The organism is Sphingomonas sp. (genome assembly GCF_030145815.1).
In the GTDB taxonomy this organism is placed as follows: domain Bacteria; phylum Pseudomonadota; class Alphaproteobacteria; order Sphingomonadales; family Sphingomonadaceae; genus Sphingomonas.
Genome location: NZ_JAIXHL010000001.1, coordinates 54,671 through 67,371, shown reverse-complemented (window position 1 = coordinate 67,371; position 12,701 = coordinate 54,671). Strand labels below are relative to the sequence as shown.

General features: G+C 65.7%; 13 protein-coding genes. 7 read left to right on the top strand and 6 right to left on the bottom strand.

The features are described from left to right. Positions 1-100: 100 nt before the first annotated feature. Entirely contained in the window at positions 101-865 is a 765-nt protein-coding gene (locus KYX69_RS00385; RefSeq protein ID WP_300492554.1) for an SDR family oxidoreductase, read from the bottom strand. A gap of 108 nt (positions 866-973) precedes the next feature. On the opposite strand from KYX69_RS00385, the gene crtY reads away from it, so the two are divergent. From crtY to KYX69_RS00360, 5 genes are read left to right on the top strand one after another with little or no spacing between them, the layout of a single operon-like run. Beyond that, the gene (gene crtY, locus KYX69_RS00380; RefSeq protein WP_300492553.1) at positions 974-2,137 is read left to right on the top strand and encodes a lycopene beta-cyclase CrtY; all 1,164 of its coding nucleotides are present in this window, start codon (positions 974-976) and stop codon (positions 2,135-2,137) included. Next, positions 2,134-3,603: a phytoene desaturase gene (locus KYX69_RS00375; RefSeq protein WP_300492552.1), complete on the top strand. Its 1,470-nt coding sequence runs from the start codon at positions 2,134-2,136 to the stop codon at positions 3,601-3,603. Before crtY ends, KYX69_RS00375 begins: the two co-directional genes overlap by 4 nt. Before the next feature lie 4 nt (positions 3,604-3,607). Next, the gene (locus KYX69_RS00370; protein WP_300492551.1) at positions 3,608-4,045 is read left to right on the top strand and encodes a surface-adhesin E family protein; all 438 of its coding nucleotides are present in this window, start codon (positions 3,608-3,610) and stop codon (positions 4,043-4,045) included. Then, positions 4,042-4,623 carry a TIGR00730 family Rossman fold protein gene (locus KYX69_RS00365; RefSeq protein WP_300492550.1) on the top strand — a complete coding sequence of 194 codons (582 nt, stop codon included), beginning with the start codon at positions 4,042-4,044 and terminating at the stop codon, positions 4,621-4,623. The genes KYX69_RS00370 and KYX69_RS00365 overlap by 4 nt, the downstream gene beginning before the upstream one ends. Further along, on the top strand, positions 4,620-5,567 hold the full coding sequence (locus KYX69_RS00360) for a phytoene/squalene synthase family protein (RefSeq protein WP_300492549.1): 948 nt from the start codon (positions 4,620-4,622) through the stop codon (positions 5,565-5,567). The genes KYX69_RS00365 and KYX69_RS00360 overlap by 4 nt, the downstream gene beginning before the upstream one ends. A 7-nt stretch (positions 5,568-5,574) precedes the next feature. On the opposite strand, the gene KYX69_RS00355 is transcribed toward KYX69_RS00360, so the two are convergent. Next, complete coding sequence (locus KYX69_RS00355; protein WP_066662177.1) at positions 5,575-5,805, bottom strand: hypothetical protein; 231 nt, start codon at positions 5,803-5,805, stop codon at positions 5,575-5,577. Positions 5,806-5,888: 83 nt separating this feature from the next. On the opposite strand from KYX69_RS00355, the gene KYX69_RS00350 reads away from it, so the two are divergent. Further along, a complete protein-coding gene (locus tag KYX69_RS00350; RefSeq protein ID WP_300492548.1) occupies positions 5,889-7,706 on the top strand; it encodes an ABC transporter ATP-binding protein/permease in 1,818 nt (605 codons plus the stop codon). Positions 7,707-7,746: 40 nt separating this feature from the next. On the opposite strand, the gene KYX69_RS00345 is transcribed toward KYX69_RS00350, so the two are convergent. Continuing rightward, complete coding sequence (locus tag KYX69_RS00345; protein WP_300492547.1) at positions 7,747-9,072, bottom strand: dihydroorotase; 1,326 nt, start codon at positions 9,070-9,072, stop codon at positions 7,747-7,749. Positions 9,073-9,116: 44 nt separating this feature from the next. Between KYX69_RS00345 and KYX69_RS00340 the strand changes: the two genes are divergently transcribed. Further along, a complete protein-coding gene (locus KYX69_RS00340) occupies positions 9,117-9,857 on the top strand; it encodes a folate-binding protein (RefSeq protein ID WP_300492546.1) in 741 nt (246 codons plus the stop codon). Here KYX69_RS00340 and KYX69_RS00335 read toward each other — a convergent pair. The 3 genes from KYX69_RS00335 to KYX69_RS00325 all read right to left on the bottom strand — a co-directional run bounded on the left by KYX69_RS00335 (position 9,846) and on the right by KYX69_RS00325 (position 12,698). Further along, positions 9,846-10,502, bottom strand: a complete 657-nt coding sequence (locus KYX69_RS00335) for a phytanoyl-CoA dioxygenase family protein (RefSeq protein ID WP_300492545.1) — start codon at positions 10,500-10,502, stop codon at positions 9,846-9,848. The genes KYX69_RS00340 and KYX69_RS00335 overlap by 12 nt on opposite strands. Before the next feature lie 453 nt (positions 10,503-10,955). Then, positions 10,956-12,086, bottom strand: a complete 1,131-nt coding sequence (locus KYX69_RS00330; RefSeq protein ID WP_300492544.1) for an OmpA family protein — start codon at positions 12,084-12,086, stop codon at positions 10,956-10,958. Between the two features lie 102 nt (positions 12,087-12,188). After that, positions 12,189-12,698, bottom strand: a complete 510-nt coding sequence (locus KYX69_RS00325; protein ID WP_300492543.1) for a DUF2793 domain-containing protein — start codon at positions 12,696-12,698, stop codon at positions 12,189-12,191. Positions 12,699-12,701 lie beyond the last annotated feature (3 nt).

Here is a 12,701-nt window from a genome sequence, read left to right as displayed (position 1 = left end):
GTCGCTCGCGACCGGGGGCTTATTCGCCGCCAGCCGTGACATGTCTATGACAGCACGGGGCGCGACTCGTGGTCAAGGGCCGGTTTGCGCGAAATGGCGATTAGTCGGCATAGATCATCCTGCGGCTCATCCCGCCGTCGATCACCAGCGCCTGACCGGTGGTGAAGCCGGCATGATCGGTGAGGTAGAGCACGGCATCGGCGATATCGTCGGGCGTGCCGACGCGACCGACCGGGTGCTGTTCGCGGTCGATCGGGCGATGCTCCGGCTCCGCTCGCGCCGATGATTTCTGCCACGGCCCGGTCTCGATCCAGCCCGGGCAGATCGCGTTGACGCGGATGTCGGGGCCAAGGCTGACCGCCAGCGCATGGGTCAGCGCCACCAGCCCGCCCTTGGCCGTGGCATAGGCTTCGGTATCGGGTTCGGACTGAAACGCTCGGGTGGAGGCGATGAAGACCATCGAACCGCGCCGCGACCGCAACAGCGGCACAGCCCCGCGCGTCATCAGGAAAGCGCCCGTGACATGGCTGTCCTGCCAGCGCCGCCAGTCGGCCAGGCTCAATGTCTCGATCGGCCCGCTGACCGGATCGGCGATCCCGGCATTGCTGACCAGCAGGTCGAGCCCCTCGGCACCGATCTCCTTACGACACGCGGCACAGGCCGCGAACAGATCGGCCACCGCCGCCTCATCGCCGACATCAGCCAGATGCGTCCGCAGCGGGCGCGGCGCGTGCGCCTCGGCCAGTTCGCGCAACGCGACCCGGTCGCGGTCAATCGCCATCACCGCCCAGCCTTCGCCCAGCAGCCGCTCGACCACGCCGCGCCCGATCCCCTGCGCCCCGCCCGTCACCATTGCCGTCCGCATCGTCGCGCTCCTCGATTGCGGCAGTGCAACGCACCGGCGCGACGGAAAGGTTCGCGCACGCAGCAAGCGGGGCTTTTACCATGCGCAGCGATCCGCTAGGCGGCGGCGATGCCAGCGATCATCCATTGCGACGTTGCCATTGTCGGAGGGGGACTTGCGGGCGGGCTGATCGCGCTCGCGCTGCGCCGCAAACACCCGACGCTCGACGTCCGCCTGATCGAGGGTGGGCGGAGCATCGGCGGCAACCATCTCTGGTCGTTCTTCGCCAGCGACGTGGCACCCGCCGACCGCTGGCTGGTCGCGCCGCTGATCTCTTATGGCTGGACCAGTTACGACGTCCATTTCCCGGCGCATGCGCGCACGCTGAAGGCACCCTATTATTCGATCGAGTCCGATCGGTTCGATCAGGTCGTCCGCGCCGCGATGCCGGAGGGTGCGGTGATGACCCGGCGCAAGGTGCTGGGCGCCAGCGCGCGTGCGGTGGTGCTCGCCGATGGCGACCGGATCGAGGCGGGCGGGGTGATCGATTGCCGCGGCCCGGCCGACCTGTCCAAGCTGGAGCTGGGCTGGCAGAAATTCGTCGGGCGCGAACTGGCGCTGGCCGAGCCGCATGCGCTGAAGCGCCCGGTGATCATGGACGCGACCGTGGCACAGATCGACGGCTATCGCTTCATGTACGCCCTGCCCTTTGCGGCGACGCGGCTGTTCCTGGAGGACACCTATTACAGCGACACGCCCGATATCGACGTTGCCGCCTATTCCCAGCGGATCGACGCCTGGGCCAGCGCCCGCGGCATCGTGGTCGAGGGTGTGATGCGGGAGGAAGCAGGGTCGCTGCCCATTCCGCTCGGCGGGGATTTCGAGGAATATTGGAAGTCCGGCGGCAATCGCGTCGCCAAGGCCGGGATGCGCGCCGGGCTGTTTCAGCCGATCACCGGCTATTCGCTGCCCGACGCGGTGCGGCTGGCGGCGGTGATCGGGAATGCGCGCGACCTGTCGGGTGCGGCGCTGCACGACCTGACCTATGGCCATGCGCGCAAGGCATGGCGACAGCGCGGATTTTACCGGATGCTGTCCGCCATGCTGTTCCGCGCCGCCGAGCCGGGTGAGCGCTATCGCGTGCTTGAACGATTTTATCGCTTGGACGCGGGGCTCGTCGCCCGCTTCTATAGCGGCCAGTCCAGCCTATTCGATCGCGCCCGTGTTCTCGCCGGCAAACCGCCGGTGCCGGTCAAGCGCGCGCTCGCGGCGATCAGGGGGTCGAACACATGAAGCGTGCAGTGGTGATCGGAGCAGGATTTGGCGGCTTGGCGCTGGCCATCCGCCTGCAATCGGCGGGCGTCGACACGGTGATTGTGGAAGCCCGCGACAAGCCCGGCGGGCGCGGCTATTATTGGGAACAGGACGGCTTCGTGTTCGATGCCGGTCCTACCGTCATTACCGCGCCGGAAGCGCTGGAGGAATTGTGGGCGCTGTCCGGGCACCGCATGGCGGACGATGTCACGCTGACGCCGGTCTCGCCCTTCTATCGCCTCAACTGGCCCGACGGGACCAATTTCGATTACACCAACGACGACAGCATCCTGACGGCGGAGATTGCCAAGCTCGATCCCGCCGACATCGCCGGCTATCGACGCTTCCTCGATTATTCGGCCGGCGTGTATCGCGAAGGCTATGAGAAGCTCGGCCATGTCGCGTTTCTCGACTTCACTTCGATGGTGAAGGCAGCGCCGGCGCTGATGAAGTATCAGGCATGGCGCAGCGTCTATTCGATGGTGTCGAGCTTCGTGAAGAATGAGAAGCTCCGCGAGGCGCTTTCGTTCCACACGCTGCTGGTCGGTGGCAACCCGATGACCACCAGCGCGATCTATGCGCTAATCCACAAGCTGGAGCGTGACGGCGGCGTGTGGTTCGCGATGGGCGGCACCAACCGGCTGGTCGCGGGGATGGTGCGCCAGTTTGAGCGGCTGGGCGGCAAGCTCGTGCTCGGCGATGGTGTCGAGGAGATCGAGACGCTGGGCGAGCGTGCCACCGCGGTGCGCACCAAGTCGGGCGCGCGGTTCGAGGCGGATATGGTCGCCAGCAACGCCGACATCGTCCACAGCTATCGCGACCTGCTCAAGGGCTCGCGCAGCGCGCAACGCACCGCCGCGAAGCTTGAGCGCAAGCGTTTCTCGCCCTCGCTGTTCGTCGTGCATTTCGGGATCAAGGGTACGTGGCCCGGCATCCCGCACCACATGATCCTGTTCGGCCCGCGCTATAGGGGGCTGCTCGACGACATCTACAAGCATGGCGTGGTGAGCGAGGATTTCTCGCTCTACCTCCACCATCCGACCATCACCGATCCGTCGATGGCGCCGGAGGGGCATTCGACCTTCTACGCGCTTGCCCCCGTGCCGCACATGGGCAAGGCCCCGGTCGATTGGGATACGGTCCGCCCGCTGCTCGAAAAGCGCATTCTCGACGAGGTCGGCCGCCGCCTGATCCCCGACATCCATGACCGGATCGTCACCAAGTTCAGCTATGCTCCGCCCGATTTCACGCAGGATCTCGCCGCACATTTGGGCAGCGCGTTCAGCCTGGAGCCGGTGCTGACGCAGAGCGCCTATTTCCGCGCGCACAATCGTGACGATTCGATCCCGAACCTCTATTTCGTCGGCGCCGGCACCCATCCGGGCGCGGGCATTCCGGGCGTGGTCGGCAGCGCCAAAGCGACCGCCGCGCTGATGCTGGAGTAAAAGGATGAAGAGGCTCTCGACTCCGGCAGCGTTGATATGCTTGGCATTTGCGGGCACGTCGCTGGCCTTGGCAGCCGACTGGGAACTGGCTTCTTTCTCTAAGGATGGCACGATCTGGTATGTCGACCGATCATCTATAAGGGATGTTAAAGAGGGTTTCCCGGCAACAACAGTTAAGAAAGCTTGGATAAAAGCCGATTATTCTGCTGTAAAAACACAGTTGGCACGTGAAGCAAAAATTTTGGCATTCTTCAAGTGTGATGATGAACTCGCAAAGACTACAGTTTGGATAATGTACAAGGCGGATGGAACTGTGCTTAGGGACATTTCCCCCAGCTTTCCTAGCTACACTCCCGTAATACCTGAAACAAATTTCAGGGCGATATTTGACAGGGTTTGCTATCCTGAATCCGAATATATCGACAATGAGAGCATAATGTGAAGCGCCTTGCCATCTATTGCGGATCCGCCACCCCGGCAGACCCGGTCTATATCGAGAATGCCCGGTTCGTCGGGCGCACCCTGGCAGAACGCGGGATCGGCGTCGTCTATGGCGGCGGACGGCTCGGGCTGATGGGCGCGATCGCCGACAGCGCGTTGGAAGCGGGCGGCGAGGTGATCGGGGTGATCCCCCAGGCGCTGGTCGATGCCGAAGTCGCGCATCGTGGCTGTACCGAGTTGCACGTCGTACGCACCATGCATGAGCGCAAGCAGGCGTTCACCGACCTGTCCGACGGTTTCATCACTTTGCCCGGCGGCACCGGCACGATGGATGAATTGTGGGAGGCGATGAGCTGGGCGCAGATCGGCTATCATGCCAATCCGGTCGGGCTGCTCAACGTCGCGGGCTATTATGACGGCCTGATCGAATTCGTCGGAAAAATGGGCGAAGTCGGCTTTCTGCGCCCGCAGCATCAGTCGATCCTGATCATCGACAGCGACCTCGATGCGCTGCTCGCCAAAATGGCCGCGCATGTGCCGACGCAGACCGTCGGCCAGATCGGCAGCAAGGACCTGTGACCCAGCCCGCGCCAGGCCGCGACGCCGTCGTGGCGGTCGCGCGGGAGAGTATCGCCAAGGGCTCGAAGAGCTTCGCGGCGGCGAGCAAGCTGTTCGATCCGCAAACCCGCGAGCGCGCCTGGCTGCTCTATGCCTGGTGCCGCGCGTGCGACGACATCGCCGATGGACAGGAGCTGGGCCATGACGCCCGCGTCGTCGAGGACCCGGCCGCCGCGCTCGCGCGCATCCGCACGCTGACCGACAAGGCGCTGGCGGGCGAGCCGACCGGGGAGATGGCGTTCGAAGCGCTGCGCATCGTCGCCGCCGAAACGCGCATGCCGCACCGTTTTGCGCATGATCTGGTCGACGGCTTCGCGCTCGACGCCAAGGGCTGGTTTCCGCGCTCCGAGCATGACCTGATGCAATATTGCTATCATGTCGCGGGGGCGGTCGGGTGCATGATGGCGGTGGTGATGGGGGTCGATCCGCAGGACGACGCGACGCTCGACCGCGCCTGCGACCTCGGCCTGGCGTTTCAACTCACCAATATAGCGCGCGATATCGAGGCGGACGACGCGATCGGCCGCTGTTACCTGCCGATGGACTGGCTGGTCGAAATGGACATCCCGCCCGGTCAGCATATGAAGCCGCCCTTCCGCTCGCGACTAACCGTCATGGCACGGTGGCTGGGGGAGTTGGCCCAGGCGCATGAGGACAGCGCGCGGCTCGGCACGCCCGCACTTGGTTTTAGATCGGCTTGGGCGGTGCTGGCGGCCGCTGGGATCTATGGGGACATCGCGCGCGAGGTGGTCGCACGTGGCGATCATGCCTGGGACCATCGTGCCGGGACGAGCAAGGCGCAGAAGATCGGCCGGATCGCGCGGGCATTCGGTCAGGCGGCGATGCGCCGAACGCTCTATGCACAACGCCCGCGGTCCCCAAACTTATGGACCCGACCGCGCTAACCGCCCGTCAGTAATGGCGCGGCTTGGCCTCGCTGCGCGCCATCTGTTCGCCTTGCCGCTGACAGGTCGCCGCAATCGTCGGGTAGGAGAGGTCGGTGTGGCGCGGCAGCACTTGCGCCATCGCGGCCTGGCATTGTGCCGCGCTCTGATACCGGACCGGCTCGATCCGCGCCTGCTGGCATTGATCCTGGAAGTCGCCGCAGCCTAGGATGGCCATCACGTAGAAAACCGGTTCCATCATCTCGCTCCTCGCCATTTCAACGGATGGCAGGCGCGTTTTGTTTCATTGCATCCCGGTCGCTGCGGCCCCAGATAGCGCCGATGCCTCCCGATACCGCGCGCGCCGGTAGCGAACGCCCGTTGTTCGCCACCCTCCGGCGCTTCCTCCCCTATCTCTGGCCCGCCGGACAGCCGGGGCTGAAAGCGCGCATCGTCGCCGCGCTGCTGCTGGTGGTGCTGTCGAAGGTGGTGCAGGTCTATGGCGCGGCCTATGCGCTCAAGGCCGCGGTCGACACGATGGCCATCGGCGAGCGCGGGGTCATCACCTTCGTGATCCTGATGGTGGTCGGCTATGCCGCCGCGCGGCTGTTCACCACCGTGTTCGACAATCTGCGCAATACGGTGTTCGAAAAGGTCGGGCAGGATGCGACCCGGCGGCTCGCCATCGTCACCTTCCGCCACCTCCATCAGCTTTCGCTGCGTTTCCATCTCGAACGCCGCACCGGCGCGGTGACCAAGGTGGTCGAGCGCGGGACCAAGAGCATTGATTCGATGCTCTATTTCCTGCTGTTCAACATCGCCCCCACGATCCTGGAACTCGCACTGGTGCTCCAGATCTTCGGCAGCAAGTTCGGCTGGTGGCTGGTCGCGTCGACGATGGCGATGGTCGTCATCTACATCGCCTTCACCCGCTGGGTCACCGACTGGCGCGCCAAGTTGCGCGAGCAGATGAACGATCTCGACACCGGCGCAGTCGCGCATGCGGTCGACTCGCTGCTGAATTTCGAGACGGTGAAATACTTTGGCGCCGAGCAGCGCGAGTCCGATCGCTACGAGCGCGCGGTCGAATCCTATGCCAAGGCGGCGGTGAAGTCGGAGAATTCGCTCGCCTGGCTCAACATGGGCCAGTCGCTGATCACCAATGTGATGCTCGGAGCGGGGATGGCGGTGGTCGCCTGTGGCTGGTCCACCGGCGAGTTCACCGCGGGCGATGTCGTGTTCGTCTCGACCCTGCTCAGCCAGCTGTTCCGCCCGCTCGACATGCTCGGCTGGGTGTATCGCACGATCCGGCAGGGCGTGATCGACATGGGCGCAATGTTCGACCTGATCGACACCCAAGCCGAGGTGAAGGACGTCCCTGATGCCCCGCCACTGAACGTGGATCGCGGCGAAGTGCGGTTCGAAGGTGTCCGCTTCGGCTATGATCCCGAGCGCGACATCCTCAAGGGCATCGACCTCGTCATCCGCCCCGGCCAGACCGTCGCGATCGTCGGCCCCTCGGGCGCGGGCAAGTCCACCCTCGCGCGCATCCTCTACCGCTTCTACGACCTCACCGGCGGGCGCGTGACGATCGACGGGCAGGACATCAGCCAGGTGACGCAGGCCAGCTTGCGCGCCGCGATCGGCATCGTTCCCCAGGACACCGTGCTGTTCAACGACACGATCGGCTACAATATCGCCTATGGCCGCGAAGGCGCCGGGCCGGAGGAGGTCGCACAGGCGGCACGCGGCGCAGCGATTGCCGGCTTCATCGAATCGATGCCCGACGGCTACGACACCCGCGTCGGCGAGCGCGGCCTCAAGCTCTCAGGCGGCGAGAAACAGCGCGTCGCCATCGCGCGGACCCTGCTCAAGAACCCGCCGATCCTGATCCTCGACGAAGCCACCAGCGCGCTCGATTCCCGCACCGAAGCTGAAATCCTCGACACGCTCGAAGCCATTGAGCGCGGCCGCACCACCATCGTCATCGCCCACCGCCTGTCGACCGTGGTCCACGCCGACCGCATCGTCGTGCTGGAAAACGGGGAGATCGCGGAACAGGGCACGCACGCCGAACTGCTGGAGCAGCGCGGCACCTATGCCGAAATGTGGATGCGGCAACAGGCCGAGCGGGAGGCTGTCGCGGACGCGGCGGAGTAGGCGATTAGCCCCTCACCTTCAGGGGGGGGGGGCTTTAAGGTCACCCGAACTCCACCGCCTCAAACCGCACCGGCCGCCCGTGCGCGCTGTTCGCCAGCTGCCCGTCCCACATCACCTGACGCCCGCGGATGATGGTCCCGATCGGCTTGCCGGTGAGCTGATCCCCGGTGAACGGCGACCAGCCGCAGCGCGACGCCAGCCAGTCTTCCTCGACCGTCCACTGCTTCTTCAGGTCGACCACGGTAAAATCCGCGTCGTATCCCACCGCGATCCGCCCCTTGCCGACCAGCCCGAACACCCGTTGCGGCCCCGCGCTGGTGAGATCGATCAGCCGCTGTAGCGTCGTGCGCCCCTTGGCGACATGGTCGAGCAGCAGCGGCAACAGCGTCTGCACCCCCGGCATGCCGCTGGGCGATCCGGGATAGGGCCGCGCCTTCTCCTCGATCGTATGCGGCGCATGGTCCGACCCGAGCACATCCGGCACACCCTGGTTGAGCCAGTACCACAGCCCCTCACGGTGCGCGGCCGAACGGATCGGCGGGTTCATCTGGGCATAGGTGCCGAGGCGCGGATAGGCGTCCTCGCCTGCGAGCGTCAGATGCTGCGGCGTCACTTCGCACGTCGCGATGTCCTTGTGCTGTCCGAGCAACTCCAGCTCCGCCGGCGTCGTCACATGCAGCACATGGATACGCCGCCGCGCCTCGCGCGCCAGCTTCAGGATGCGCCGCGTCGCCAAGATCGCGCTCTCGTCATCACGCCACACCGGATGCGACGACGGATCGCCCGTCACCCGCTCGCCTTCGCGGTCGTTCATGCGGAACTCGTCCTCCGCATGGATCGCAACCCGGCGATGCCCGCTCGCCAGCACCCGCGCGAGATTGGCGTCGTCCGACACCAGCAGATCGCCGGTCGACGCGCCCATGAAGATCTTGACCCCCGCGGTTCCCGGCATCCGCTCCAGCTCGGCCAGATGCTCGGCATTGCTGTTGGTTGCGCCGACATAGAAGGCGTGATCGCACCACATGCGATCCTTCGCGCGCGCGAGCTTGTCGTTCACCGCCTCGGCGCTGTCGGTATTGGGCTTGGTATTCGGCATTTCGAACACCGCAGTCACCCCGCCCAGCACCGCCGCGCGGCTGCCGGACTCAAGGTCTTCCTTGGCCTCCAGCCCCGGCTCGCGGAAATGCACCTGGCTGTCGATCACGCCGGGCAGGACGTCGAGGCCGGTGCAGTCGATCACCTCGCCCGCGTCGCCGCTCGCGCCGATTGCGACGATCTTGCCGTCGCACACACCGACATCGACCTGCGCCGGGCCGGAGGGGAGATGCACTGTGCCACCGGTGAGCTTCAGATCGAACGTTGCCATCTCAGCCTCTTTCGCTTGTCTGCCCCGCCTCCTACCTGTTCGCCATGACTGATGCCACCCTGCCCAATGCGACGCTTCTGGCCGACCGCGCCCTGATCCGTGTTTCCGGGGAGGATGTGCGTGGCTTCCTGCAGGGGCTGGTGACGCAGGATGTAAACGCGGTGCGCCCCGATGCACCGCTCTGGGCCGCGCTGCTCTCACCCCAGGGCAAGGCGCTGTTCGACTTCATCCTGTGGGCTGACGAAGCCGATATCCTGATCGATTGCGAGGCAGCCCAGCGCGATGCGCTGATCCGTCGCCTGGCGATCTATCGCCTGCGTCGCCCGATCACGATTGGGGCGACGGAGGGTGGCGTCCACTGGTCGCGCAACGCCGGGAATGGCGTGCCCGATCCGCGCTTGGCGGCGCTGGGCTGGCGCTGGCTGGGCGACGCAGCGGGATCGCCTGCATCAGGCTGGGTCGAGCATCGCCTCCGCCTCGGCGTGACCGAGGGTGCCGCAGAGCTCGGACAGGACAAGACGCTCTGGCTCGAATGCAACGCCGCGGAACTGAACGGCGTCAGCTTCACCAAGGGTTGCTATGTCGGGCAGGAAAACACCGCCCGGATGAACTGGCGGGCCAAGGTCAATCGCCGCCTGGTCGTCGCCCCGCTGGGTGAGCCGGGCGATCGCACGCGCGCCACCTACCCCGACCTCGGCCTGATGGTGGAACATCGCCGCGTCGAGGCTCTGGGCGATGCGATCGTACCAGATTGGCTGACGGCTGCAGTCCGCTCAGATGCCTGACCATTCAAGGCTGCCGGGCAGGTCGAACGCGGCATAGTCCACCTGCAGCACCCGCCTGCGGCGCGGTGTGACCGCCGCTGCGGATGCATGGAGGATCGGGGTCGAGTAGACCCAGATGTCACCCGCGTCGGCCAGGCAGGCATAGATGCCACAGGCAGCGACGGCGGCCGCGATAGCATCCTCGCGGACGAGCCCGATGCGATGCGATCCGGGCGCGATCAAAAGCGGCGCGTTGCCCTCCGGCACATCGTCCAGATGGATCCGGATCGTGATCATGCGTTCGAGCAGTTCGAACGGCGGGGCAACGTGGAGGAGGCCTGCCTTCACGGTCCACGTCCCGAATCCCGCAACGTCCCTCCGCTCGCGCACACAGATCGTCCGGTCCTGATGCCAGGTCAGGGCCCAATTGGTGCGTTCGGTCTTGTCGAATAGAATGGCACGGACGGGCTTAGCGCCGAACCCAGCAAAAGGTACGACGCCCGCGCCGATTGCACCATCGGCGGCAAGGAGGGCGTTCAGTTGCGCGGATCCACGCAGCCGGATACCCGCCCGATCAATCGGCTGCACGGCGAGCGCTGCCTTCAATCGAGCAAGCGCTCCGGCCGCAGCGCCTTCTAGCCGCGCCGCACCACGTTCACTAAACATGCCGAGAATCATCAGGCCGGATCGTACACCAGGCGTTCGCGACCCGTCGCGCCCATTCGATCGAGCCAACACGGGGCCCAAGCGCAGCGACCGGCAGGCCGTGGTGATAGACCTGCCAAGAGCACGACGCTTCGGTCGATTTCCGTGAGCCGCGCAGGCGAACTAGGTTCGGGGGTTCCTCCAGCAAAAGCGCAGACAGCCGCCGATCTGGCCTCTCCAATCCCGCTTCGGGCCGGAGCGTCCACGGCGTCGCGGTCGCATCAGTAGCGTTCACCGCTGCTCTCGAGGAGGAGATTGGACGCTCCGCCACGTCGCGATCGTGGAGCGCGCGAGGGTTAGGGGCGAGACAATCTCGCCAGCGCATCCGGCGCTAGGCCACAAGCACAAAGAAAAAGGGAGGCCGGTTGCCCGACCTCCCCAAATCTTGTCGATCCACAGTGTGGACCGCGCGGCTTACATGCCCGAACCCGGACCGTAAGTGATTTCCACGCGGCGGTTCTGCAGTTCGCGCACGCCGTCGGCGGTGTCGACACGCGGACGGCTTTCGCCGAACGCTTCCGATGCGATCACGCCGTCGGGGATGCCGCGGCCCGACAGGTACGAACGGACCGAGTCCGCACGACGCTGCGAGAGGCCGACGTTGTAGCTGGCTGCGCCCGAACGGTCAGCGTGACCGGCGAGCATGACCTGCGCATTGCCGCAGTTCTGGTAGGCCGAGATGGCGTTATCCAGGATGCCTGCTGCTTCCGGCGTGATGTCCGACTTGTCCCACTCGAAGAAGACAATGTACGGCCCCGGGGTGCACACTGCCGGCGGAGGCGGCGGAGGCGGCGGGGGAGGCGGCGGCGGAGGCGGCGGCGGAGGCGGAGGCGGCGGAGGCGGCGGCGGAGCAGCCGGCTCACCGAAGTTGAACGTCACACCACCGAGCAGGCTGTGCGAACGATAACGGCCATCGAACACGCGACCGGTCACGTCGACCAGGCGAACATTGTCCGCGTTGAAGAAGCGATACTTCAGCGAGACGTCGATGTTGTCGGTCACCGGCTGACGCAGACCCGCAATCGCCTGCCAGGCGAAGACCGTGTCGGAGTCATCCAGGAACGCGCCGCGGGTGTTGAGCGCATAGTCAGCCTTGACGCGCGCCACGCCCGCACCGCCGCCGATGAAGCCCTGAAGGCCGTCATCGTCGCCGAAGTCGAGCATGCCGTTGATCATGAAGCTGAGCGCACTCGAGGTGCCGCCCGCATAGGTGTAGTTGCCCGGTGCGATGTTCGCCAGCGCAAGGGTGGTCGTGTAGTACGGCGTGGTGAGCGACGAGCGATAGCCGTCGACCGTTGCACGCTTGTAGCTGACTTCGGCCTCGGCGCGGAAACCGCCGAAGTCGTAACCGATCGTGCCACCAACGTCGAAGCCATAGTCATGGTCGACGGTGCCAGCGGACGCCGTGGCGCCGATGTCGTAATCAATGTCTTCGACGATCATCGCACCGCCTTCGACGCCCACATACCACGCGTCGTCGCGTGCGAGGGCGGGCGTGGTGAGCGCGGTCGAAGCAAGTGCCAGAGTTACGGCAAGCTTCCGCATCTTAATCCCCTTTCTTAGTTGCCACTTCGGACAGCGCTAACTTCCTAACCGCTGGAAAGTTTCCGCGCAAGCGAACAAAATCCGGGGACTGTTGCCGCAACGTCACAGTTCGGCGCTAGCGATCAGTCCGTGTGCCCGCAGCGCATCGAGGATCCCCGCGATGGCGGCGCGCGCTTGGTCATCGACGATAGCACCGCCAGCGGGCGTGGCAACTGCCTCGCCCCGCGCGCCGATCACCTGGACCCCGTCCACCTCGATCCGGCGGGCGGCGATGACGCCGATCTCCCACCCGGTCCCCGCACGGTATCGCACCGGCTGGGTCAGCGATTCGGCCCAAACCGTCATGCCGGTCCGTGGCACGGCAAAGCGCCAGCCGCCGTCGGTCCAGCACGCGATTTCATCGCCATGTCCCGCCCAGTCGCCGGTGGGCGCCGTGCCTACGATCCATGCCTGGCCGGGCTCGGGGGTCGCGGGCGGCACATCGGTGCCGACCGCCTCCACCTCCGGATGCAGCAGCGCGTCGATTCCCGCCACTGCCTCATTGTGGAACAGTTCCTTTTGCGCCTGTCCTGCATGCAGCAGGGGCAGCGCGAATCGGGGAGTCGTGGTCATCGA